The sequence below is a fragment of the Candidatus Woesearchaeota archaeon genome (assembly GCA_021734105.1).
Lineage (GTDB): Archaea > Nanobdellota > Nanobdellia > Woesearchaeales > SKGA01 > SKGA01.
The window spans coordinates 1-24,563 of sequence record JAIPJP010000018.1 but is presented as its reverse complement, the minus strand read 5'-3'; the positions used below and the strand labels follow the sequence as shown (position 1 = coordinate 24,563).

Genomic DNA, 24,563 nt, shown 5'->3' with positions numbered 1-24,563 from the left:
AATTGCCAATACCAAAAATAAAGTTATTGCTACTAATCTCATTTTCTACCTCGCACATCATCTGCTAAATCAACATCTTCGCTTTCTGTTTCGTTTTCATCCTGTTCATTGTCTTCAGCTTCATCGTCTTCAACTTCAAGTTCGGTTTCTATTTCATCAGTGTCTAATCTTATAGACCGCTCAAAAACTCTTTGTTTAATCCGATCTTCTTTTACTTCCTGAACAACTTTTCGCTTTTGTTCTTGAGTTAATTCAATTGCTCGTGTTCGAATTTGTTCTTTTACTTCATTCCAAGAAACATCTCCTGATTGAATTTGCTGAATCATTGCATCATCACTAATGCCCATCCGTTGATAGAGTTTTGCAACTTGTGCTGCATTGTGTTGATTTCTTTTTTCTGCAATTTGTGTTTTCATCGCGGTAACTCTTTTAGCAACTTTTTCTTGCACTCGTTCTCTAATTTGATCTGCTGTTGTTTCACCAACTACAGTTCGAGCAAGGTCTCTAAAATCTTTAGAAGCAATCAAGGCCTCTTTTTTAATTGCAACAAATTCTGCTGCCAGTTCATCAGACCTATCTTGAAGATCTACTGCATTAACATCCTCTAAAAGTCCTCGAAGAATATCTAATTGTCCATTCAAAGCAACGAGTTGTTCGCTGGAGAAATTATGTGCTGCTAAAACTTCTTCTCCTTGTAAAATGTTTCTTTCGATAGATTTTGCAAGTTGTAAAAGTCTAACTTCTGCGCCAGATTGTGTCATCATAAGACCTAATTCTGTTGCAACTTCTTCTTCATCTACGGCTTCACCTACTTCTTCATCTACAGAAGAGTCATCATACTCTGTCTCAGTATAGTTTTCAGCAGCATCATCGTCAATGATTGTGTTGGTTTGGTTATCTGCTAGAGCAAAAGGGGCTACCAGCATAACTGCCAAAACCAATAATACATATAGTGGTAATTTCATTTTCATTATATACACCTCCGACCCTGTTTTGGTCGTACATACATGTTAAAGGACGGAACAACATATAGTTTTTCACCGGAATATGGCGGAACGAACTAAAACACATGCCAAATCACATCATTTTAACTTTTTTAGTTGCAAAACATTAGTCATGCCAGTAGGAATTTTTTCAATAAATCCTTGGCGAACCAAAGCATCTATATTTCGTGAGAGTGATGATTTAGGAAGCTCCATTACTTTTTCTAGTTGTGCTTGTGTAGTTCTTCCTTTTTGTTTAAGAATGAATTCTAATATTGCTCGTTGGCGTGCTGGAAGAATAAAAATATCAAAAGGAAAATCAAACGATTTTTTTCTAAATTTCTGCCAAAAACCAAAACCTATTAGAAGAAAAATAATTGCCAGTACAACCAAAAAAAGAGATGAAGAACGATCTACGTTTCCAAGAGTATATTGCACAAGAAAAGAGAATTGTTGATTTTCTAAAGTACTTACTATTGCAGGCCTTCCTTGATATTGAGTGAATCGAGAAAACGAAGGCGCTTTTAAATAATTAATATCTGTTCCCGAAGGTAAAATAATAGTTACTAAACCCTCTTCAAAGACTCCAGAAACACTCATATTCAAAAGCCAGTGCGAACCATCTTTAAAGGTGAAATCAGGCACTGAATCAACAAGAAGTGCAGGATGATTCGTTGTTCCTGTAATACTAACATCGCCTTCAGGCGAGACATCAACAAGAACATCTGCATAATATGCACTAACTAAAGGCAAGGTAAAAAGGACAATACATAGCATAATAACTTTGCGCATAGTAACAATATAGAAAAAATGATTTATAAATTTTCGGTTACGAACAGACGTATTTCGTCCTTATCAACAAAATAAGGGCGTCTAACAGTAATACTTTCGTAAGCGCAGCAAGAATAGTACTTCGCAGTATGCATTTCCCCTTCCATTTTGAACAAAGCCTGATAAAAGAAACATTAATAAGGACAAGAAAACGGGTTAACGCGCATGGATATTACATTATTTATGGAAACAGGTTTATTTAATTGGCTTATTATGCCCATACTTATTTTCATTGCAAGACTCTTAGACATGAGTTTAGGAACGCTTCGTGTTATTTTTATTTCTAAAGGTCAAAAATTCTGGGCTCCACTCATTGGTTTTTTTGAAGTACTTATTTGGCTTGTTGTTGTTCGACAAATTATTACCTCCATGAACAATCCCTTATGGGCTATTGCTTATGCGGGTGGTTTTGCTGCAGGAACATACATAGGTATTCTTTTTAGTGAAAAAATAAACATTGGCGAAGTACTCTTTAGGATTATTACTAAAAAAGATAGTGATAAACTCATACAAGAACTCAAAGAAAGTGGATTTGGTATTACTGTAAGTAAATCAGCCGACAAAAAAGACAAAGCAACCATCATTCACACCGTGGTGCATACTCGAGATGTAAAAAAAGTAGGTAAACTAATCATAAAACATAATCCTAAAGCGTTTTATACTATTGAAGATGTAAAAAAAGTGAGCGCAGGCGTTTTCCCTCCAAAATCTGCTGCAACACATAACATATTTAATCCATTAAGAAGAACTGGAAAATAAACTTGTAAAATGACCAATACGGATATAATCATTAAACTCGGCGACTTCATTTGGAGTTATCCTTTACCCATTCTTCTCTTAGGAACAGGAATTATACTTACTATTGCGCTTAAAGGGATGCAATTTCGTCATCTCGGTCACGCATTAAAAATGGCCTTTAGTCGTCATAAAGACAGCCATAAACAAGAAGGGGATATTTCTCACTTCCAAGCATTAATGACAGCGCTTGCAGCAACTGTTGGCACAGGAAATATTGTTGGTGTTGCAACGGCTATTGCAATTGGTGGTCCAGGCGCGCTTTTTTGGATGTGGATTACAGGTCTTTTAGGTATGGCAACAAAGTTTACTGAAAGCTTTTTAGGAATTAAGTATCGGATGAAAAATAAATTTGGTCACATGTCTGGCGGTCCCATGTATGTCATGTCAAGAAGACTCAAATGGAAGTACGCTGCTGGTTTTTTCGCTGTCATGGGCGCCTTTGCAGCTGTTGCTGTTGGTAATATGATTCAATCAAATTCTATTGCTGATGTAATAAATGCTAATCTACAGATTCCTAAAGTTGTAACTGCAATTGTTTTAATGATTACTGTTGGCATTATTATTCTTAAAGGCATTCATAGCATTAGTAAAGTTACAGGTAAACTTGTTCCTGTTATGATAGGACTTTATTTTATTGGAGCGATATATATAGTCTTTGCAAATATAGAATTGCTTCCCAAAGCAATAACCCTCATTATAAAAAGCGCTTTTAGTGGTACGGCTGCAACAGGCGGTTTTGTTGGTGCAGGTGTTATGATGACCATTCGCATGGGTGTTGCGCGAGGATTATTTTCTAATGAATCAGGTATGGGTAGTGCGCCCGTTGTCGCAGCTGCTGCTAAAACAAAAAATCCTATGACTCAAGGTCTTATTTCTATGACCCAAACATTTATTGATACTATCGTTGTTTGTACACTCACCGGTCTTGTTATTATCATCACAGGTGTTTGGCAAACCGATTTAAATGGTGCAACACTAACATCAAGTGCTTTTGCTACAGGCATTCCCTCATTTGGCAATTACATCGTCCTTATAACACTCGTTCTTTTTGCATTTTCAACAATTATCGGTTGGGGATATTATGGAGAAAAATTCTTAGAATATTTATTTAGCACAAAAATTATTCACGCCTACCGCTTGTTCTATATTCTTTTTGTTGGTATCGGTGCGCTACTTAGTCTTAAACTGGTGTGGGCAATTGGCGATATCGCCGTAGCTTTTATGGCAATCCCAAATCTTATCGCGCTCATTTTTTTAGCTAAAGAAGTGAGAAAAGATGAAGCAAATTATGAAAGAAAAAAATTCTAAGAAATAAAAAAATACTGTAATCAAGTCGAATATATAAATTAGTAATAATCTTATTTATTCAAGTTTTAAGTTCAACCCTTGTAAATTACTTTGCTCTTGAAATTCTGAACGTGTTGAAAGTTTAAATAATTCACTAAAGAGAACAACAGATACACTAATAAGCGTTATAATTATCCATTCTGAAAACAATAAAGGAACTGTTCCAAAGATCTTTTGGCCTACCGGAAGATAAACTGCAAGTAATGTTAAGACAAATGAAAAAAGAACTGCTACAAACAACGAGGGGTTCTTAAAGAATTTTTTATCAAAAATAGTGGTATGTAAACTTCTTGCGTTAAATGAGTGAAACAATTCAAACATAATAATAGTAACAAAAGCAAAGGTCATCGCTTTAGGTAATGAGCCTGAAGCAATAAATAATTCCCACGAAAAAAGTCCTAGTGTTCCTGCTAATAAAAAAGGTACTAAAACTAATATTTTTATTAATATATAGCTTGAAAGAAGACGTTCTTGTGGCCTTCTGGGTTGCTGCGACATCACTTTGTCGTGCGTTGGTTCAATGCTTAATGCTAATGCTGGTATCGTGCTCGTTACTAAATTAACAAAAAGTATCATCAAAGCACTTAAAGGTAAAGAAAGACCAAAAAAGACCGAGAGAAAAATCATGCTAATTTCCGTAAAATTTCCTGTAAGTAAATAGAATATGAATCTTCGTATATTGCTATAGACCGTTCTTCCTTCTTGCACGGCCTGAACAATGGTTGCGAAATTATCATCAGTAAGAATCATATTTGCCGCTTCTCTAGCCACTTCTGTTCCTTGTTTTCCCATAGCAATTCCAATATCTGCTTTTTTTAATGCGGGCGCATCGTTTACTCCGTCACCAGTCATTGCTACAATTTCACCGCTTCGTTGAAATGAGTTAACTATGCGTAGTTTATGTTCAGGTGTTGCTCGAGCAAAAACTGCGACATCACCTATTATCTCATCTAATTCTTTATCACTTAATCTATCTAACTCATATCCTTCAACAATGCGTTTTGCAGAGGCCGCGAATAATTTTAATCGTGATGCAATTTCTTGAGCAATAATACTGTGATCTCCTGTTATCATAACCGTTTTAATACCTGCTTTATGACATTGTTCTACGGCTTCATAGACTTCTTGCCTAATAGGATCTTCTATTCCTACAAATCCTTCAAAGATATAATTTCCTTCTAGATGATCTTTTGCTTGTAAAGCATTATCTTGGTCTGCAGATAAGGATTTGGTTGCTATAGATAATACTCGTAATCCCTGAGCATTATATGATTTAATTTTGTCATGGAAAAACTGTTTTTTTTCTGAAGATAATGATACAATAGTATTAGTACGGTCTCTATACAAAGTACATTTGTCTAAAACTATTTCGCCCGCACCTTTCAAATAAAAATTCAATTCGGAAGAATTATCTATATGATAATGCACCGATAACATATATTTCCTTTGAGAATCAAAAGGCAATAAATGAATTCGCTTATTATCTTCTCGATATACTTCTTCATCAACAGCCACACTTTTTGCAAAAGCCAAAAGCGCACCTTCGGTTGGTTCACCATTAACAACCCATTCTTCGTTTTGTTTTTCTAAAAAAGAATCGTTACAAAGCACCATTGCTTTAAGAAATTCTTGAGGAATAAGAACATCTGATTCATCTATTTCATCTTCACCTAGAAAAAAAGTATTTACTGGCTCATAACCAGTCCCAGTCATAGAATAAGTACTATCATTTGATAAATATGTTTTAGTTACTCGCATATTATTTTCTGTTAAAGTACCTGTTTTATCTGTGCAAATAACTGTTGTTGTTCCTAATGTTTCTACTGAATTTAAATCTTTTACAAGCGCATTCTTTTTCGCCATTTTTTTAATGCCGTGAGAAAAAGTTAAGGTCAAGGCCAAGGGAAAACTTTCAGGAATACCTGCTATTGCAACAGCACCAACCAAAATAAGACTTGCAAAAAGATTTGTACCTTGAAAAAGTAAAACCATAAAGAGTAATACTGCAATAGTTAACACAATATAAGATATTTTTTTACTTAACAAATCAATCTTTTTTTGTATAGGGCTTTTTTCAGGTTGTATGTGTTCTAGTGAAGAAGATATTTTTCCTATTACAGTATCAAAACCAGTTCTCACAACAACACCCATTCCACTTCCTGAAAGGACATGTGTTGAGTTAAACACCATATTATCCATATCGCCTAATGAAATGTGCTCATTTGCTAAGTGTTGGGTTATTTTTATTCGTTCTTTTGACTCGCCCGTAATATTTGATTCAATAACCTGTAGTCCTGAGACGGTTAATAAACGAATATCAGCGGGAACAATATCTCCTCGTTTCAAAAAAACTATATCTCCTGGAACAAGTTGCTGGGCATCGAGTTCTCGTTTTTTTCCATCTCGAAGAATAATTACTTTTTTTGCAGTAAGCTTGCCTAAAGCTTTCATTGTTCTATCCGCTTTGTATTCTTGCAAAAATCCTAAAAAAACTGTGAGGAAAATAATAATGAGAATAATGACAAATTCAATAATCTCATGAGTTAGTAAAGCAATTATTGCTGCGCCAAATAAAATAAAAATAAGTAGTGAATTAAATTTCGCTAATAAAACACTCAACCACTTAAATGATGTTTCTGAAACAATGGTATTAAGTCCTGTTTGCATAAGTCTTTGTTGCGCTTCTTGGTGATTAAGACCTGTTTCTTGAGAAGATGAGAGTTCTTGTAAGGTCTCGGCTGTTGTTCGTAAATGCCAGAAATATTCTTCTTTTTCCATAAACCATCACATAAGACAACGTGCTAAAGGATATCTTAATACTATCTGAAGAGAGTTGATTTATAAATATTTTTAAAAGAATTTGATAAAAGATAAAAAAAAGTTAAGAAAAATTTACTACTACATAAAAACAAAAGAAATACACTCCGGCATAAACGGCTTTGTCCGGAAAGGAATGCATTTGTATACTGCGAAGAATTATTCTCGCTCTGCTCAAAAGAATTTATCAACAAATGAACTCGCAACACAAGTGTTGCTCATGCTGTCATGCTCTTTTTGAGCATAACACAACGCTATTTTACGCTGTAAAAGCGTAAAATTTGTTTGTCTAAAAAAATCTTCAAGGCAGTATACCAAATTATTCTGGACGAAGCCGCATAAACTAAACACTAATAAACTACTAGTTCTTAGTAAAACTACATGAAAAAAGTTAATCAATTGCAAATTAAGTGGTATAAGGCATTATTTCCCATTATTCTGCTCATCATATTTTTTGTTGCTTACAACATATTTCCTAATCTAAATTTAGGTCTAGAAGACGAATTACAAAATACGCTTCGAAAAATTTTGTTAAGTATTGTTTTCTTACTTGGCGGCTGGACTATCAACAAAATTATTAATCTACTTATCAAACAGAGTTTACGTCGACATGACATCACTAAACAAGATAATCTTAAAGAGAGGTCCATTCTTACCCGAATGCGATATGTACGCATTATTATTAATATCATCATCATTCTTATCTCACTTGCACTCGCACTTCGCCAGTTTGAAGGTATGCGTCAATTAAGCACAAGCATTCTTGCATCAGCAGGTATTATTGGTATTATGCTTGCGTTTTCAGCGCAAAAAATTCTTGCAAACATCCTTGCAGGTTTTGAAATTGCATTCACTCAACCAATCAGAATTGACGATGTGGTTATTGTTGAAGGAGAATGGGGCAAAATTGAAGAAATTAATGCAACACATGTTGTCGTGCGTATTTGGGATCAACGACGATTAGTTTTACCTATTACTTATTTTGTAGAAAAACCATTTCAAAATTGGACGAAGACTTCTGCAGATATCTGGGGCACAACCGAATTTTATGTAGATTATAGTATGTCAATTGATGCTATGCGAAAACAACTTACTACAATTTTAAAAAAGACAAATTTATGGGATGGGAAAATTAATTCAGTTCAAGTTACTGAAACAAACGATAAAACCATGAAAGTTCGAGCATTAATGAGTGCAAAAAATTCTGGTGATGCATGGGATTTACGTTGCAAGGTTAGAGAAGAAATGATTAGGTTTCTTCAAGAAAAACATCCCGAAAAGCTTCCTCGTTTACGAGCTGAAGTTATGGGCAAACAAGCGCATTATAAAAAGTAAAAGCGAAGCTATAAAAGCAACCTCATACACACATAAGAGCTCATTCTAAATAGTATCTTAGAAGAAACAAAGCGTGCTAGTGGTAGCAAACATAAATTTATGAACAAGCTCGCAGAGCAAGAAGCACTACAACAACTAGTTGCCTCAATTGCAAATAGTATTAGCTCTTATTGTCAAAAACCTTGTGAAGCTCGATGTTGTCGCGTCGGCGAATTACTTCTAGAAAAAAAAGAAGCTGAGCAATTTACTAAAAAAACACAGCGAGAAGATAACATGTTTATTGTTCCTCTTCGACTTAAAGGTTGCGAACATCTGCAAAGTAACGCGAGTTGTGGCATATACAATGCTCGACCAAATCTTTGTCGCGATTTCCCTTTATTTCTCAAAGGCAATACGCTTCTTGTCGCTGGTTGGTGCCTTGCTGTAAAAGAAGGCTTAATTGCGCCTAAACTACTTATTCTTCAAGAAAAATACCCTGAAGTGAAGATTGTTTATATTTAAAAACCACTAAAAACCAAATTTTATAAGTTAAAGAATTTCAAATATCCTTATGAGTATAGATAAAATAAGAAAAGATAAAAAGACAAAAGAATTAGTTATTGAGGGATTCTGGCGAGATTATGATACGAGAAACACAATTCACAACATTAAATCATTTAATGAAATGATTAATGAATTAAAAGCTGCAGAAATGCATCCTGTAGCAGATGGATATATTAACGAATTAAAAGAAATTCATAAAAATAATGATGATTACGACCAAATAACAGGTAAAGTAAAACCCGGTACTCAAGCTGAGTTTGCAAGAAATTACTTAAAAGATGCAGGAATCAAAGAACACGAATTGCACAACCCCTTACATGAACAACATAAACATATAATATTAGAACAAAAATTAAATGCATCAGGAGAATTTCCAACAAAATATGCAGCAAAATTACTTACTAAAATTCCTGGATTTGAAAAAGAGTATGATATTAATGGACACGACATAACATTAACTTACAAAGGAAGGAAAAAAACATTAATGGGTGGCTCTGGACAAACTGGACAAACAAATAAAAATGCTGTCGATAGCGTAATTAATGCAATGGTCGAACGAGACGTTAAACTAGAACACATTCACGAAGAAAATAAAGATAAAAGAAGAGATTCATTAAAAAAACTATTATATGAAAACAATTAAAGAAGTACAACTGAATAATTATCACTTAATTTTTTTTCTAAAGACTTAGTATGATCTTTACCACCAATATGCATCACATTAAAAGAATTATTTTTTATTTGAGAATCAATATAATTTGCGGTAAATCTTTCTCGCTCCTCAGTATAAATCTTATCTAAAGCATCAAAAATATCTTCCACATCAGATAAACCATTAAGATAAGTAGAAACAGGTCCGTCAATTAAACTATTCTCCGACCAAGTTAGCGGTTGTAAATAATTTTTAATCTGTTCTTCAGATAAAGATTCAGGACCATCTTCAGGTTGATTTCTAATCCAATTAATAAGGTAACCTGCAAAAGTGTCTCTATAATCAGAAGCTAGAACTGCAAGGTTATTTACTTTAGCTATATTTACTAAAGGAGTTATTCTTCCAAAAACAAGTCCGTCTCCAGGGCTATAAGCATCAAAAGCAGATTGATATTTATTAAATTCTGCCTCCAAAGATAATGCTTGAATCTTCTTCTCAACACTCAATTGTTTAATCAAATGTATCCCCTTTAGCCTATCAGAAGAATTGTCATGAGTCTCGCCATACAGATAAATAGTATTCATTAAATATCATGAAATTCATAAGAGTTTATAAATACTACCTTCTAGTGACAATTTGTTTCGTAGAATAACCCGTCAAATAAGCCAAAAAAAACAACCATTATTGACCAAAAAAACATTCTTAGCTATATATAACAAAACCTTTTTATAAAGGGCTCCACTTTAAAGATATACCATGTTAGACATGAAATTTGTATTGGAAAACACCGACGTCGTAAAACAAGCAGTTAGCGACCGAGAAAAGGATGTTGATGTAGACAGACTTATCACTGTCTATAAAGAGCTCAACACCGTTAAAAAAGAAGTAGAGCTCCTTCGAAAAACACGCAACTCCTCCTCCGAACAAATTAACAAACTCAAAAAAGCAGGCGAGAATGCTAATGCTATGATTGCTGAAATGAAAGACGTAGCAGCAGAACTCAAAGAAAAAGAGCCACAACTCAAAGACTTACAAGAAGAATTTGACACGCTTCGTTACGCGCTTCCTAATATTCTTGATGACCGTGTTCCTCGAGGAAATGAAGACCGAGAAGAATTCGTTGGGGGCACAAAACCAGCATTTGACTTTGAAGGAAAAACCAATTGGGATCTCTTAACTGACCTTGGTCTTGCTGATTTCAAACGAGGTATAAAGGCTGCTGGCGATAGAGGTTGGGTATTAATGAGTAACGGCGCTCGACTCGCAAGAGCTATTACTAACTTCTTACTAGACTTTTGGCGAAAGAAAGGATATTATGAAATAATCCCACCATTTTTCGTGAACGAAGAAAATCTTTACATCACTGGTCATTATCCTGGTGGCGAAAAAGAAGTCTACAAAACTGAAGACGGAAAAGTTTTTGTTGGAACTGCAGAAATATCTATTATGGCAGTCTATGCTAACGAAGTCTTTAACAAAAAAGATCTCCCGCTAAAACTTATGGCTTACACGCCTTGTTTTCGTCGCGAGGCAGGAACACATAAAGACGACAAAGGACTTTATCGAACCCACCAGTTTGACAAAGTAGAACTTATTCATATCTCTACAAAAGAGAAAATTATGGCTGAGTATGAAGCACTCTTTGAAGAAATGAAAGAACTCTATTCAACATTAGAGCTTCCCTTTAGAATGATTACGCTTCGCGCTAATGACATGGCAGGAAAAGCGTCTATTGAGCGAGATATGGAAGTCTGGCTTGCAGGTGAAAAGCGTTGGGCGGAAGTTGGCAGTATTGGAATGACTACGGACTTTCAAACACGTCGTGGAAACATTAAATGTGAGGGTGATGGCGTGAAAGAATATGCGCACTCTTTTTATTCAACTGGCGGTGTTGCAAACAGAATTATGATTGGCATTTTAAACAATTTCCAACAAAAAGATGGCAGCGTAAACATTCCAAAAGTTTTGCAATCATACATGGGTGGCCAAGAGAGATTATAAGTACAGTACGTAAACATATTTCTTTTTTGTTTTTTCTTTTTATTTGATTCTGTTCGTCTTATTTGATTTTATTTAATTTTATTTCACTTTTCGTTTTTCTTTCATTTAATTTATTTCTTTTATTATATCTTCACACATAAAAAAAGCCACATACATACAAAAACAATCTTATAAAAAAATGATTATTAAAAAAATTCTTAAGAAATCTTTAAAACAGTATACCGAACTTATCTTATTAAACACGTCTCTTAAGTATACATGCTTTAAAATTCAATAAAAAACCTAAATACCATGAAGCACATAATAATTAGGTGCATGCATACCCACATCACTCATACTAGTGTTAAAGAGTACGATTACTTGATAATATGTTCCATCAAAAGCATAGTCTACCAGATGACCTTGTTCTTTAAAACCTTTCATAAGATTCATAATAGCGTTTGCATCTAAATGTTCTTTTTGACTTAATGCGCCTGAAACTTGTTCTCGTGCGTGTCTATTTGCTGCTTTTGCTATTGCTGTTGCATCAGCTCCCGCACCAACTTCACCAGCCGGAATTTTACAAAATACTGCAAATCGATTATGATACGTATACACGCCCTGTTGTAAATCTCGTTTTGCTATGTGCGACCACAAACCATAAAAACCATTTCCATGCGTCAGATTTTTCCTAATTTGATGTGCTTTGTGAGCAAGTATGGAAAGGCCAAGGGAATCGCAAGTCTGAATGTATTGGTTGACCGTTTTAATAGCATCAAGATAATCATTATGATGTAATGCTCGTTTTTCTAAACTATCAATTTTATGCAGTCCATCATAGATTGCGTGTCTATCAGTCTCGGTTAATTCAACAGTGTTTTTAGTTTCTAATCGGTGTAATGTCGAACGCAATTCCATAGCATTTTGACCGTGAAGTGCTGAAAGCGAAATAAGACCTGCTAAAAGCATAACAAGCTTATTTCGAGAAAATCTTCCTCGTTTCACGTCATGAGAAACTTCTTTTGTAAAATCATGTTCTAATTTTTGAATATCATGTTTTGCACGTTTACTACCAGTCACAATAAATAACACCTCCAAGAGACCATTACTCTAATCACTAATAGGTGTATTTATAATTGTTTCGTTACTTTATCAAGAACTCTTGACATTCATCTTTTTATACTACCACAACTTTCCTTTCAGGTATGAATATCGAGCAACAAATCCTTAAAAAACTCATGTACAACAAAGGCATGAGCTATAACCGACTTCGAGATGAAGTGCCTTCTAACAAATTCGCGTATTATCTTAATAAGCTCGCAACTGAAGGCATCATTAAAAAGACAGGTGAAAATTACGAGCTCACCCCCGAAGGTATTCACCTTGTTGCATCTATTGATGGACAGGACATCAAAGAAAAAAAGAAACCCATTGTGTGTACCTTCATTCTCGGATATGAAAACGGCAAGATTCTACTTAACAAACGAGAGAAACAGCCCTTCATGGATTACGTTGGTGTGCCCGGTGGCAAGGTCGAATTCGGCTCACTCCTCCCCGAGGAAGCCGCTCGAGAGTTCTTAGAAGAAACAGGTTTAACTGCAGAAAAGTTTGAGCTCAAACATATCACTAATTATCGAACATATGATAAACCAACGGGCGAACTCACGCATCATGTCATTGGTTTTTTCTTTTTAGCTACAGGTATTACTGGAGAACTTAAAGACCGTACTCGCGAAGGGAGTAATTTTTGGACAACAGTAGAAGAAACCAAAAAGATGCTTATGTATCCTGATTTTCCTTCGTTTAGTACAGCACTTTTAGAAGGTAAAGAAATCACCTTTGCACAGGCCGATAGGTTCGCAGAAGACGGGCATTTTGTAGGCATTACATTTCTTAACGACTAGTTTTAGGTAACAAGCCATGACGTAGATTTCTTGGAAGGGTTGTATAATACAAGAATACCAAGTAACTTACACCAATAATAACTGGTATCCACATGCGCATCCACAATGCCGCACTCGTTGCAAAAAGTAGTATGAGAAAAACTGAATACGCAGCACCTACAGGCAGTCCTTTTGGAAAGAAAAGTCGAAGCAAGAGTATTCCTATGGTTCCTGAGAACAGCCATCCTGCAAAATTAAGTAATGGGACTCCATAATAGATTCCTTCTGTTGCCCACACCCAAAATCCTAGTCCTGTATTCACCGGATCAAGCACTAAATCAACAACAACAAGAAGTAGCGGCGCTAGCACGAGTGCTCGCTTTGGCCAATGTTGTTTTGTAAATGCCCAAACGCCAAAAACAAGTGGCGGCCAAGCAAAAAAAACTGTCCAAGGAATAACACCTAGTTTTGCGCCAATTGCTGTTCCGTACGTGAACGGCGTGTAGGGAAAGCCCGTGAGTACGCCTATCATTTCTATACCTAAGGAAAAAATGCCTATCGTAAGAATGGCAAGCAGTCCTCGTGTTCTATTTGTTTGTAATGCAACACCAAATGCAGGTAAAGCTAACAACACAATAAATGCTGAAGAAACAATGGAGATATGATATTCTGGCGGTAGAACTACTACAAAAAAAGTCATACAAAGCACAAGTACTATTGCAATGAGAACACCGAGTCGTCTATCCAAGCGCGCCACCTAAAAATAAGACGAAGCCCATAAAACCATTAATATAAGGAAAGAACCAATAGACTTTCTCAAGATTAAATGTTTTTGGAAAGAGCATAACAAGTGTGCAAAGTAAAGGATAGATAAAAAGTAAGAACGTCCACCAAGCTGTTGTGTTTACTACAAAAACAACTGTTATTATCCAATACAATGTAGTCAACCAAAGAGCGTTGGTTCGTCCCAATAAGACTGCAGTAGTAAGTAGGTTTGCTTGTTTGTCTGCTGCGATATCTGGTACCGCGCTAAACAAATGCATTCCTGCAGTCCATGCGCCTGCTGCAGCAATCACCTGCCAAGGTGGCGCACTTCCTGTTATCTGCACATATGCGATAAATCCTGGCATGACGTAAAGAATGTTAGAGAGCGAGTCAATGAGTGGTCTTGCTTTAAAGCGTAGTGGTGGCGCGCTGTAAAAATAGGATAAGAAAAACCATAACAGCCAAAAGACTAGTGTTGCAGGCGTATACCAGACAAGCATAAGAATGACACCAAGAAGAGTTGAAAGCAACAGCCAACGTCGAAGAATTTTATCATCTCGTCGTGCTAGTTTATGTTCTTTTGCTCCTTTTTTTTCATTGTATTTGTCGGTATCTCTATCATACCAATCATTCACCCCATACAAGAAAATATTTGCAAAGAAGATAAAATAGAGAAGATGCAAAACGAATTGAAGTGATAAAACATCAGTAAGTTGCGTCATACCTAAAACAAAACCGACAAGGTACGTGCCTCCTAAATAAAGCCAGAAACGCGGTCGTGAAATTTTAAGTATGGTTTGTAGGTTCATGAATTTCTCTCCAAAACATATTGTAATAACGCAGTTAATGTTTCTTTTCCTTGAATGGAAACAAGGAGTTGGGCGATAAGTTCTTCTGCTTGTGTTCTTGCGGTTGTAGTAATTTCCTGAACGGATGTAGTAACATCATATTTTTCTAAAAGCTCATGAAAGAATGCTACGTCTTGCGCGTTTATTTTTCCTGAATGTTGTATTCTTGCAAGTTCTTCTTTTTCTTGCTGGGTTGCTTGTGCTACAAGTGTAGCGTAATAAATTGTTTTTTTACCGGTAACAATATCTATACCTATACTCTTTCCAAGAACATCTCCATCCCCATAGAGTCCTAGCTCATCGTCTTTAATTTGAAAGAGTATGCCGATATGTTTTCCAAGTGTTTCTAATTGTTGTAATATATTTCCTTGTTGCCTTGCTACAAGCGCTCCTAAAGTGAAGGGTAAACAAAACGTGTACATGGCTGTTTTATGCTCATACATGGAGAGTATTTCTTTTTGTAGAGGAATAATATCTGCTAATCCCCAATAGACATCTTGCATTTGTCCCAAGCCCACAATTGCTATTCGTTTGCTAAAAAAGTCGATAATATGTGCATTATTTGTTTTTGCAAGAAGTTCATAAGCTAGAAAAATTGCTAAATCCCCAAGACAAATGCTCATACTCATCCCGAAATGTCCTGCTGCAGGAATGTTTTTTTCTTCTCCAAATAATTCGTATTGTTTATGTAGTGCAGGCATGCCTCGTCTGATTGCATCATTATCCATGATATCGTCATGAGCAAGCAGTGCTGCTTGTATGAATTCCATTGCTGCTGCAACGGGTAATGCGTCTTGCTCCTCTACTCCAAAAAGTTCTGCTGTAGAAAGAACAAAAGCGCCTCGCACCATTTTTCCTTTACTTATGAAAACTTTGAGTCGCTTTATAGCATCAGGCCCCCACGCATTAATAGTAGCCCATTCCTCATGCTTCTCTTCTAAGAACTCATCTATGTACACAAGTATTCGTTCTCTTTTTTTATTTAGCAACGTTTTGATGTCCATGCTTTCACCTTGTTTCTGAGTGCAAACCATAAAAGCAGTTGTTTTGATGGTTTTACTTTTTTCTTGTAAACAATAAAAGGATCTTTTCGTAGTTGATTTGCTGTCCAAGCGTATGCATCGCTTGCTGTTTTTACCGGTACATACATACATCTCGGCAAATCCTTAAATACATATGCGGCTTTTGTTTGCCAAACCATGTAGCGCGTGAGTTCTTCATACATAAGATTCTTAAAAAATGCTGGTTTTGCTCTTGCTTCTTCATAGGATAAATTCTTAAGAAAATGTTTATCCAAAACTTCTTGTGGTATGTATTGTCTACCGAGTTTGTTATCTTCAGAAATGTCTCGAAGCCAGTTGATGTATTGCATTGCTTTACCAAGGAGTTGTGCTTCTTTGTTTAGTTTTTTTGGTAGATTAAAGATGCGCGCCATAAACAATCCTATGACTTCTGCTGAGCCATGGATATACTTATCAACATCAGCAAATGTCCTAAATGGTTTGGGAGAAATATCGTGCTCCATAGCAGAAAGAAACGATCTAATATTCTCCACAGAGAATTGTTTTCGTTGCGTGAGTAAAACAAAATTCTGAATGATTGGTTGCTCACTTTTTCCTGTGCGCAGTGCTTTTAAGGTTTCTTTTTTAAAAACTAAGAAGTCTTTTTTTTGTGATGGTATGGTATCAACAAAGTCATCAGCAGTGCGAGCATATGCATACAACGTGAACACATCATCTCGATAAGGTTGTGGAAAGAATTTACTTGCAGCGTAATAGGTTTTGCTTCCTCGTTGAAAGATTTTTTCTTCTTTATTTGTTACCACGCTTTGCCACCTCTTGAGCAAGTATCTCTGCTGCAATAATTACCATGGGTACCCCTATGCCTGGATGCGTGTATTGTCCAACAAACCAGAGATTTTTTACTTTCTTATTTTGCATGCGCGGTCGAAAAAGTGCTGTTTGTCGAAGCGTATGTGCTAAACCCAGTGCAGTTCCTTGAAATGCGTTATAGTCTTTAATAAAATCATTATGGGCAAAGAGTCGCTGCACAATGATGTGTTTTTTTATTTGTTCACCAGTTACGTCTTCCATGCGAGAAAGTATCATATCAGCATATGCTTCTCGTTTTGTTTCATCATCCTCTAACCCTGCGGCAACCGGCACAAGAACAAAAATATTTTCTTTTCCCTTGGGCGCGACAGTCTTATCTGTTTTTGATGGGCAACAAACGTAAAATGAAGGATGCTGTGGCCACGCTGGCTTTTCAAATATTTCTCTAAAGTGCTCTTGCCAGTCTTCTTCTAAGAATAACATGTGATGCTCAAGTCCTTTTATTTTTTTATTTAGTCCTAAATACATGACAAATCCTGATGGCGCTACTGTTCTTGATTTCCAATACTTATCAGTATATGATTGATACTTTGGTTTGAGAAGTTGTTGTTCAACGTGATGGTAGTCTGCATTGCACACAACAATATCTGCTTTATATATTTTCTTTGGCGTTTTTACGCCTTTTGCTTTCCCTTCTTCTACAAGTATGTGTTGTGCGGACGTATTAAATGCAAACGTGACACCTAGTTCTTGTGCTAAGTCGTAAAGTGCTACTGCAAGGGCGTTCATACCACCTTTTGGATACCACACACCTAAATTAAAATCAACATGAGACATAAGGGAATAAAGTGCAGGTGTGTTTTTTGGGTCTCCACCGAGAAAAACAACGGTGTATTCAAGTATTTTTTTGAGTCGGTCATTACTAAAATATCTGCTGGCGTATTTATCTAGTGATGCAAAGAGTCGCATGCGAAGACCAGCTTTTGCTAGTTTGGGGTCAAGCATATCTTTTAGGGACGTATAGTTTTTGTAAATGAATTTACTCATAGCGGTTTGGTATTGGTACTGGGCTGCATCAAGGTACGTTTGCAATTTCTCACCAGCGCCTTTTTCGTAACGTTCAAAAAGTTCCTTATTTGTTGCTAAGTCTTCTCGAATAGTAACAACATCGTCCTTACCAAAATACATTTTGTATGCAGGGTCCAGTCGAGTAAGGGTAAGATAATCTTCTGGTCGTTTACCAAATTGTGCGAAGAATTTTTCAAAGATATCTGGCATCAAATACCACGAAGGACCCATGTCAAAAGAGAATCCTTGCTCAGTATACAGTCGAGCTCGCCCACCAGGTTGGTCAAGTTGCTCAATAACAGTCACCTTATAACCTTCCTTTGCGAGAAGACACGCAGTTGCTAACCCACCAAATCCAGCCCCGATAAGTAACACCGATTTCTTTGTTCCCATAAATATCCCTAATAATTGCGTTTAGAAACTTATTATATATAAAATAAGTAGTAAAAACTAATAAAAAAAATTAACTAAGAATAAATAATAATAGTTATTTATTTACGTACAGACTCTATATTTAAAAAGGAGTACATAGTTTTAAATTAACCACTCAGTAAGTGCAAAAAATCAGAAGTTTAAACAACTTATATAAATCATAAATACAACCATAGTCTTATGATAAAAAAACAACGTTGCAAATGGTGCACCCAAGATAAAATTTATATTGATTACCACGACAAGGAATGGGGAAAGCCAGCACATGATGAAAACAAACTTTTTGAATTACTTATTTTAGAAGGCGCGCAAGCAGGTCTTTCTTGGCTTACCGTTCTTAAGAAGCGAGAAAATTATAGAAAAGCATTTGATAACTTTAACCCAAAAAAAGTTACAACCTATAATGAAAAAAAAGTACAAGAACTGCTCACCAACGAAGGCATCATTAGAAACCAACATAAAATTCGCTCAGCTATTCGTAACGCCAAAGTCTTCTTGGAAATTCAACAAGAGTTCGGGTCCTTTGACAATTACATCTGGCAATTTGTAAACAACAAACCAATTAAAAATCACTTCAAAGACGCATCTGAACTTCCAACTAAAACAATCCTTTCAGATAAAATATCAAAAGATTTACAAAAAAGAGGCATGAATTTTGTGGGTTCAACAATTATATATGCTTATATGCAGGCAATCGGCATGGTCAATGACCACACGCAAGATTGTTTTTTGTATAAAAAATAATAACTAATAATAACTTGCGGATTTGTAAAAGCCAAAGAAAAAAAATTAAATAAGTAGTACAAAAAGAAAAATTATTCTTCAATATATTCTTTGCACTCTGGTTCTTCCATCAGTTCGGAAGGACAATGTTTTCTGGTGCACGCTGCTAGCTCACCATCATTAACAAAGCAGACATTACAGCCATCAAACCAGGTTTTGCAATTCAAAGGAATATCTGCAATTTCTTCTTGACTAGATGAAATTGAGTTTTCAAAACTTAAACAGGTTGGTTTTGTGTAGCTTGCTGGTTCGCAATAAATTTCGGTGCAAGCAGTTGTCGCTCCATTCTTTACAACACAAGTATTACAACCATCAAACCAAGAAGTGCATCCAGATGGTATTTGAAAATAGTCTTGAGAAGGTGCATTTATATTAAACTCACAAACAAAGACGCATTGCTTCGTGCAAACGAGCGCGTTTGGATCATTGCGACAGGCTAAAGCAAAAGAGTTAAAATTACCTCCTAATTGCTCACAATCAACCTGACTAATACCTTCGCATTCCGCTGAAGTTGCAATCCAATTACCTCCAAGAACTTCACAAGATTGTACTAAAGCCGTCATGCTTTTTGTAACATTTATCAGTTCTGTGAATGATTGATTACCATAGAAACATTGTAAAGGATTGCTTTCTATTATTGTTCCTCCCATTATAATGCATTCTTCAAAATCAGTTAAAACGCCATCAGTGCTTGATTGCAGAGTTAACGCGCAAGCCACCAAGAGTAAACTAATTCCCGAAAGTAACAAAATAAAAATTGTTTTTTTCATACATATCACCTTAAAATAATTAATTTAACAAAACACTACCTATATAAATTCATTCTAAGCTACAATTCTAATTAAAGCTATACTCATTAAAAACTATAAAAAAATAATGCTCTGCGGCCAATATACTCAAAATAGAATCCATTAAAATAAAAAAAGAAATAAAAAAATTAAAAAAATTATTGTTCTACAAATAATGTTTCAACAACATCAGAACAGAACTCCCGCATGTTATCTAAAACAAGAAAAGCAAAATCTTCATTATTTTGATAGTGCAAAGAAAGATTTAAGAGTTCTTCTTGGGTAAAACCATATTCTTCTGCATATACAGCTGCATTACTCATTGCTGCAAGTAACGCCTCTTGATCTTCCTTAAGCCCTGCTTTTGTAACTTCGCAACCTATTTTTGCTTCTAACTCAGCATAGGTAATCATCACATCATCTACAAAAGAATCATCTGCAACCACCTTATTTGCAACAGATAAGTCATCAAATTCGCTCGTCTCAGGATTACTAGTACATCCTGTTAGAACAAGAATAATAACTAATAGTCCAACTACTATTGTTGTTTCCATTGCAATCATTCAACCACGTTACTATATGAATATGCCTTTAAAAAAGAGGCTCTGCTTTGAAAAAAAGAGTATATTATCTTAAAGATGCCTCAAAAGCACTCTTAAAAAAATAAATAATCAACAAAAAAATAAACTAGAACAAAAAAAGAAAACAATTTATAAAAGGTACTCATCAAAAATACTTTATGGGAAAAAATGTGGCTTTAGTTTTATCAGGTGGCGGTGCTCGAGGTTTAGCTCATATCGGCGTTATTCAAGAACTTGAAAATCAAGGATTTAACATTACATCAATAGCAGGAACATCTATGGGAGCAGTTATTGGAGGATTCTACGCTGCAGGAAAACTAGAGGAGTATACATCATGGATGAAAACACTTGATAAATTAAAAGTGTTTAAACTCGTCGATTTTACGTTCAGTAAAAGCGGACTTATTAGAGGAGATAAAATATTTAGAGCGATGAAAAAATTTATTCCTGATATTCCTATTGAACAATTAAACATCTCTTTTAGCGCAGTTGCAGTTGATATTATCAAACAAGAAGAAGTTATTATTAAAAAAGGTAGTTTATATCATGCGATGAGAGCTTCAAGCGCCATTCCAACAATTATTACTCCTGTAAAAACAAAAGATCAAATTCTTGTTGATGGCGGTATAATAAGCAACATACCTGTTCACGTAGTTAAAAGGCATAAAGATGATATATTAATAGTAGTTGATGTTAATGCAAAAATACCTTTTAAAGAACCTAAAACAATCTCTACAACAAAAGTTACAACATACAAAAAAAAGTTAAAAATTTTTCGAAGAGAATTAAAAAAAATTACCAAAACCAGTACAAACAATTTAAACTATTTCAAATTACTTTCAAAAACCATTGATACGATGATATGTTCTAATAACGAATTGTTACTCAAAAACTATTCGCCAGACATAATCATTAAAGTTTCTAAAAAAGCAAGTACGCTTTTTGATTTTTATAAAGCAGAACAACTCATTGAAATTGGTCAAACAGCTGCAAAAAAATATTTAAAAAAAATACAGTAAAAAAAAATAAATTATTTTTTGCAACAAATATTAAAGACGTCTTTATAGACCTGCTAATAGTTTAAAGACAACTATTGCTGGCCATACAAGCGCTTTAATAACTCCCCAAAGGCCATTCCAAAAGCCAGTTGCTGTTGAAATATAATAGGCTGCTGCGCCAACAAAGCCAATAAACCAAATAAATCCACCAGTATGATTTGAAGGGTCATGTTGTTTTCGTGTTTTTTTATGTTTACGTATTACTCCTTGAACACTATTCTCCAATCCTTTTTGCACACCTTTTTCTACAGCATTCTCTATTGCGGCTGTTGAATTTGCTTTTGTTCCAGCAGATTTCTTTGCTGTTTTTTTCGTTGGACTAACCTTTTTCTTTGTTAAAGACGATTTTTTAGTTACCATAAAAATTTTTTAATTAGTTAAAGTTTAAATAATTATCCACTACAAAAAACTATGTAGCTCCTGCAAAAAATGCTACCAGCAAACTAAGCAAAATATTTCCTAAAATTAAAGGAAGTATAAGAAAGGTATATTTATAGCGAGAAACGCCTAACGTTACCATCAAAATATCATTTGGCAGAGGTGTGAGTCCTGCATACACAAAAGTAACAACGGGCACGACCCAAGACGGTTGTTGATTTAACCAATTTGAAAATTTTAGCGTGATTCTTCTTGCTTTTGTTGCAAGACTTTCCTGACCTTTTTTCCCTAAATAGTAAAAGAGACTATCGCCAATCGTTATGCCTAATCCTCCTGCAATACCTAACAAAAAAGGGTTTGCTCCACCCAGAGCAAAGGCAGTAAGGCTAGTATAAAACGTTGCAGAGGTGAGCGTAGAAACACCACCAACAGTTCCTATAATAAAAAGAACCAAATAGATGTTTTGCGCGCCAATAAGCGAGACAATTCGCTGAGGACCTATAAAATACAAAAGTAAGCTCCAAAGAATAAGAAATAAGAGTACTGCAAAGAATTCTACAAGATTCTTTTTCTTCATTAATAAGCTCTAAAAGGATGAACATATAAAAAACCTTTGCTCTTAGGACTCCATTCAAAAATAAACATTTGAAAGAGAAAAAAAATAAAAAACAATTAATTCAGCGCATTTATTTGTTCTTCTAAGACTTGTGCCATTGCTATTTGTTGATCAAGTTGCGCGCCTGTAACATCGAGCACTTCACCCAAATATTCATTGTAATTGCAATAAAAAGCAATATAATCTTCAACAGGTGGTTTACTTCCTGCTTCCTCAGCCTTTGTTATCGCATACATTTTCTCCGTTACTTGCCCAGCATAGTCACCCATCGCGCCCGCAATATCATTACCGAAATTAAAGTTAGTACTAGTTTTAGTAATACCGACAAGCTCATTATTTTGATAGGTTAAGGTTGTTGTTGAAGAAACTAAACTTGCTCCTTTAGCAACATAAGTAATAGCGCTAGAAATAATTCCGCCCATGCGAAGTGCTGAATCAATAATAAACATATTCGTTACATCTGCAAGCGCGTTTAAACATTTTGCATTCGCATCAAGTTTTTGCGCATTCACTTCTTGTCGATACCCATTTAAATTCTTCACATTTGTTGAAATTTCCGATTGTAAAGCAATTAATTCTGCTTGTTGCGCTGCAATTTCTGCATCGTTTCGTACACATTCACCAGCACTACAGGTTTGTGGAAAATCAAAACCAGCAATAGAATCAGTTATTGCTCCGCAATCAGTATCAAACGTATCTATGCATTCGCCCTTTCGAGGGTTACAACCTTGTTCCCACTTCACATCACCCTTGCAAATTGCGTGGCATTCGCTATCATATTGACAATCCCCCTCAATTGCTGTTTCATCATCTTCATCATCTGCAAGTTCATCATAATCAATTAGAGAAAGACAAGATTTTTTTGCGTAGTCATCTTCCATTAATTCGCATGCATCTGGATTATTATTCTCTAGCGCAACTCCTCTCAGACAAACATCCGGAGCACTGGCGCGAAGACAAATAGATGGTTTATTCTTTTCTGTGGCAGATTCCTGTTTTGTTTGACCACCCCAATGAATATGACAAGCAGATAAAAACAACATACAACAAATTAATAAAACAAAAAATACTAGCGACAATTTTGATTGTTTTCTCATAATAACTCCCCTAAAGGTAATTTTCTAGGAAATAATTATAAAAAACTTTCTAAAAAAGAACAAAATCTGCGAGCACAAAGCCTAAAAATACAGAATTAAAAATGAAGAGTCCACCACAAGGTGTGGTAGACAGATAGCCCCTCCCGGATTCGAACCGAGGTCCAGGGACATTTCCAGCGGAAATGCCCTTTAAACAAGAGACGTTAGCCGCTTCCAAAATCCCCGATGATTGGCCACTACACTAAGGGGCTCTAATAAATTCCAGATGCAGAGCTTCTAGAACAACTCTGGATACTCGCAAGCCATTTATAAAGATTTCTTTATACAACACCTTTTCCTCCCATAATGTGTTCGAATGGCAAAATCCCTCAATCTCAATTTAGACAAGTCAAAATCAAGTCTGAAATCACCTTTTAAAACCAGCTTCGCAAAATGCAGAAATCTTCCTAATTGCTCTAACTCTTCGCAAAACTTCGCAGTTCTCACAGATAAATTCGGCAAAATATCTGAAGTAGTTAATTTTACTTCAAAAAATTCAACATCTAACACGAATTTCATTTCAACACTCTTTTTTCGCAAAATATCAAAATATTCTCGTTTCCCTGTATAAACTTTAGTTTCAGGAATGCTAAAATAAATAATATCAATTGCAGACCAATATGTGTCAATAAGAGGAACCAAATCAATAATATAAGAAATATCAAATTTTTGAGAAGAAACTAGATGGTCAAAACTAACATAATCACTACAACGATAAACAAAAAACGTATGAAATTTCTTTTGAAGTAATCTTACAATAAAAGGTTCAACTAAATTAGGAATAGTTCGAACTACTTGATCTTCAGATAAATGATTAATGTAAATCATCAACTAAGAAAAAACCAAACTAATTAAATAACTCTTTGAAGAAAAATACGAAAATATTTCAAGTTCAGTCTACAAGCGTGAAATAAATTCTCCTACGTTTTGCTCCTCGATTTTCAAACTTGAGAAATTTTATGCCTTTTATCTCAGACGTGTTATTCAAATGAGTCCCGCCACAAGCACTTTTATCAAAACCAATAATATCTACCACACGGACTTGTTTTATCTCATCTGAGAATCCTTTGAGTAAAGTAAATAATCCTGGATCTTGTTCTGCTTCTTCT

The 24,563-nt window shown here is 35.2% G+C and carries 26 protein-coding genes and 1 tRNA gene; 9 read left to right on the top strand and 18 right to left on the bottom strand.

Going from position 1 to position 24,563, the window contains the following annotated elements; all coding sequences use genetic code 11:
- Positions 1 to 38 precede the first annotated feature (38 nt).
- Both K9M74_04110 and K9M74_04105 read right to left on the bottom strand, forming a co-directional pair.
- Entirely contained in the window at positions 39 to 971 is a 933-nt protein-coding gene (locus K9M74_04110) for an RNA polymerase I-specific transcription initiation factor RRN3 family protein (GenBank protein MCF7799064.1), read from the bottom strand.
- 111 nt (positions 972 to 1,082) lie between these two features.
- Positions 1,083 to 1,775, bottom strand: coding sequence for a MarR family transcriptional regulator (locus K9M74_04105; GenBank protein ID MCF7799063.1), 693 nt, complete (start codon positions 1,773 to 1,775; stop codon positions 1,083 to 1,085).
- Positions 1,776 to 1,979: 204 nt separating this feature from the next.
- Between K9M74_04105 and K9M74_04100 the strand changes: the two genes are divergently transcribed.
- Positions 1,980 to 2,573 (top strand): DUF2179 domain-containing protein, encoded by a 594-nt coding sequence (locus tag K9M74_04100; GenBank protein MCF7799062.1) that lies wholly within the window; start codon positions 1,980 to 1,982, stop codon positions 2,571 to 2,573.
- Between the two features lie 9 nt (positions 2,574 to 2,582).
- Positions 2,583 to 3,920: a sodium:alanine symporter family protein gene (locus K9M74_04095; protein MCF7799061.1), complete on the top strand. Its 1,338-nt coding sequence runs from the start codon at positions 2,583 to 2,585 to the stop codon at positions 3,918 to 3,920.
- Between the two features lie 54 nt (positions 3,921 to 3,974).
- Here the strand turns inward: K9M74_04095 and K9M74_04090 are convergent, their stop codons facing one another.
- Positions 3,975 to 6,737, bottom strand: coding sequence for a cation-transporting P-type ATPase (locus K9M74_04090; GenBank protein ID MCF7799060.1), 2,763 nt, complete (start codon positions 6,735 to 6,737; stop codon positions 3,975 to 3,977).
- Between the two features lie 420 nt (positions 6,738 to 7,157).
- Between K9M74_04090 and K9M74_04085 the strand changes: the two genes are divergently transcribed.
- From K9M74_04085 to K9M74_04075, 3 genes are all read left to right on the top strand, one after another.
- Complete coding sequence (locus K9M74_04085) at positions 7,158 to 8,111, top strand: mechanosensitive ion channel family protein (GenBank protein MCF7799059.1); 954 nt, start codon at positions 7,158 to 7,160, stop codon at positions 8,109 to 8,111.
- A 99-nt stretch (positions 8,112 to 8,210) separates the two neighbouring features.
- Positions 8,211 to 8,612, top strand: coding sequence for a YkgJ family cysteine cluster protein (locus K9M74_04080; protein MCF7799058.1), 402 nt, complete (start codon positions 8,211 to 8,213; stop codon positions 8,610 to 8,612).
- A gap of 49 nt (positions 8,613 to 8,661) precedes the next feature.
- On the top strand, positions 8,662 to 9,297 hold the full coding sequence (locus K9M74_04075) for a hypothetical protein (GenBank protein MCF7799057.1): 636 nt from the start codon (positions 8,662 to 8,664) through the stop codon (positions 9,295 to 9,297).
- Here the strand turns inward: K9M74_04075 and K9M74_04070 are convergent.
- A complete protein-coding gene (locus tag K9M74_04070; GenBank protein ID MCF7799056.1) occupies positions 9,294 to 9,890 on the bottom strand; it encodes a ChaN family lipoprotein in 597 nt (198 codons plus the stop codon). The two genes, K9M74_04075 and K9M74_04070, sit on opposite strands and share 4 nt — an antisense overlap.
- 172 nt (positions 9,891 to 10,062) lie before the next feature.
- Between K9M74_04070 and serS the strand changes: the two genes are divergently transcribed.
- On the top strand, positions 10,063 to 11,307 hold the full coding sequence (gene serS, locus K9M74_04065) for a serine--tRNA ligase (GenBank protein MCF7799055.1): 1,245 nt from the start codon (positions 10,063 to 10,065) through the stop codon (positions 11,305 to 11,307).
- 282 nt (positions 11,308 to 11,589) lie between these two features.
- Here serS and K9M74_04060 read toward each other — a convergent pair whose 3' ends face one another.
- Positions 11,590 to 12,366 (bottom strand): hypothetical protein, encoded by a 777-nt coding sequence (locus K9M74_04060; GenBank protein MCF7799054.1) that lies wholly within the window; start codon positions 12,364 to 12,366, stop codon positions 11,590 to 11,592.
- Between the two features lie 125 nt (positions 12,367 to 12,491).
- Here K9M74_04060 and K9M74_04055 point away from each other — a divergent pair, with 125 nt between their 5' ends.
- Positions 12,492 to 13,190, top strand: a complete 699-nt coding sequence (locus tag K9M74_04055) for an NUDIX domain-containing protein (protein MCF7799053.1) — start codon at positions 12,492 to 12,494, stop codon at positions 13,188 to 13,190.
- On the opposite strand, the gene K9M74_04050 is transcribed toward K9M74_04055, so the two are convergent.
- From K9M74_04050 to crtI, 5 genes are read right to left on the bottom strand one after another with little or no spacing between them, the layout of a single operon-like run.
- Entirely contained in the window at positions 13,180 to 13,917 is a 738-nt protein-coding gene (locus K9M74_04050; GenBank protein ID MCF7799052.1) for a carotenoid biosynthesis protein, read from the bottom strand. The two genes, K9M74_04055 and K9M74_04050, sit on opposite strands and share 11 nt — an antisense overlap.
- Positions 13,910 to 14,743 carry a prenyltransferase gene (locus K9M74_04045; protein MCF7799051.1) on the bottom strand — a complete coding sequence of 278 codons (834 nt, stop codon included), beginning with the start codon at positions 14,741 to 14,743 and terminating at the stop codon, positions 13,910 to 13,912. Before K9M74_04045 ends, K9M74_04050 begins: the two co-directional genes overlap by 8 nt.
- The gene (locus K9M74_04040) at positions 14,740 to 15,786 is read right to left on the bottom strand and encodes a polyprenyl synthetase family protein (protein MCF7799050.1); all 1,047 of its coding nucleotides are present in this window, start codon (positions 15,784 to 15,786) and stop codon (positions 14,740 to 14,742) included. The genes K9M74_04045 and K9M74_04040 overlap by 4 nt, the downstream gene beginning before the upstream one ends.
- A complete protein-coding gene (locus K9M74_04035; GenBank protein MCF7799049.1) occupies positions 15,765 to 16,607 on the bottom strand; it encodes a phytoene/squalene synthase family protein in 843 nt (280 codons plus the stop codon). The genes K9M74_04040 and K9M74_04035 overlap by 22 nt, the downstream gene beginning before the upstream one ends.
- Positions 16,594 to 18,075, bottom strand: a complete 1,482-nt coding sequence (gene crtI, locus K9M74_04030; GenBank protein ID MCF7799048.1) for a phytoene desaturase — start codon at positions 18,073 to 18,075, stop codon at positions 16,594 to 16,596. The genes K9M74_04035 and crtI overlap by 14 nt, the downstream gene beginning before the upstream one ends.
- 219 nt (positions 18,076 to 18,294) lie before the next feature.
- On the opposite strand from crtI, the gene K9M74_04025 reads away from it, so the two are divergent.
- The gene (locus K9M74_04025; GenBank protein MCF7799047.1) at positions 18,295 to 18,858 is read left to right on the top strand and encodes a DNA-3-methyladenine glycosylase I; all 564 of its coding nucleotides are present in this window, start codon (positions 18,295 to 18,297) and stop codon (positions 18,856 to 18,858) included.
- A 71-nt stretch (positions 18,859 to 18,929) separates the two neighbouring features.
- On the opposite strand, the gene K9M74_04020 is transcribed toward K9M74_04025, so the two are convergent.
- Together K9M74_04020 and K9M74_04015 are read right to left on the bottom strand one after the other, a co-directional pair.
- Positions 18,930 to 19,667 carry a hypothetical protein gene (locus tag K9M74_04020; GenBank protein ID MCF7799046.1) on the bottom strand — a complete coding sequence of 246 codons (738 nt, stop codon included), beginning with the start codon at positions 19,665 to 19,667 and terminating at the stop codon, positions 18,930 to 18,932.
- A gap of 176 nt (positions 19,668 to 19,843) precedes the next feature.
- Positions 19,844 to 20,239, bottom strand: a complete 396-nt coding sequence (locus tag K9M74_04015) for a hypothetical protein (GenBank protein MCF7799045.1) — start codon at positions 20,237 to 20,239, stop codon at positions 19,844 to 19,846.
- Between the two features lie 185 nt (positions 20,240 to 20,424).
- Here K9M74_04015 and K9M74_04010 point away from each other — a divergent pair, with 185 nt between their 5' ends.
- Entirely contained in the window at positions 20,425 to 21,285 is an 861-nt protein-coding gene (locus K9M74_04010) for a patatin-like phospholipase family protein (protein MCF7799044.1), read from the top strand.
- A 42-nt stretch (positions 21,286 to 21,327) separates the two neighbouring features.
- Here K9M74_04010 and K9M74_04005 read toward each other — a convergent pair whose 3' ends face one another.
- From K9M74_04005 to K9M74_03980, 6 genes are all read right to left on the bottom strand, one after another.
- Positions 21,328 to 21,684: a hypothetical protein gene (locus K9M74_04005; protein MCF7799043.1), complete on the bottom strand. Its 357-nt coding sequence runs from the start codon at positions 21,682 to 21,684 to the stop codon at positions 21,328 to 21,330.
- A gap of 49 nt (positions 21,685 to 21,733) precedes the next feature.
- A complete protein-coding gene (locus K9M74_04000; GenBank protein MCF7799042.1) occupies positions 21,734 to 22,279 on the bottom strand; it encodes a hypothetical protein in 546 nt (181 codons plus the stop codon).
- Between the two features lie 95 nt (positions 22,280 to 22,374).
- The gene (locus K9M74_03995) at positions 22,375 to 23,415 is read right to left on the bottom strand and encodes a hypothetical protein (GenBank protein ID MCF7799041.1); all 1,041 of its coding nucleotides are present in this window, start codon (positions 23,413 to 23,415) and stop codon (positions 22,375 to 22,377) included.
- A gap of 134 nt (positions 23,416 to 23,549) precedes the next feature.
- Positions 23,550 to 23,666: transfer RNA gene (locus K9M74_03990), tRNA-Gln, on the bottom strand.
- 55 nt (positions 23,667 to 23,721) lie between these two features.
- Positions 23,722 to 24,282: a hypothetical protein gene (locus tag K9M74_03985; protein MCF7799040.1), complete on the bottom strand. Its 561-nt coding sequence runs from the start codon at positions 24,280 to 24,282 to the stop codon at positions 23,722 to 23,724.
- A gap of 64 nt (positions 24,283 to 24,346) precedes the next feature.
- Positions 24,347 to 24,563: alanyl-tRNA editing protein AlaX (locus K9M74_03980; GenBank protein ID MCF7799039.1), on the bottom strand; the 217-nt coding region annotated here is incomplete at its 5' end.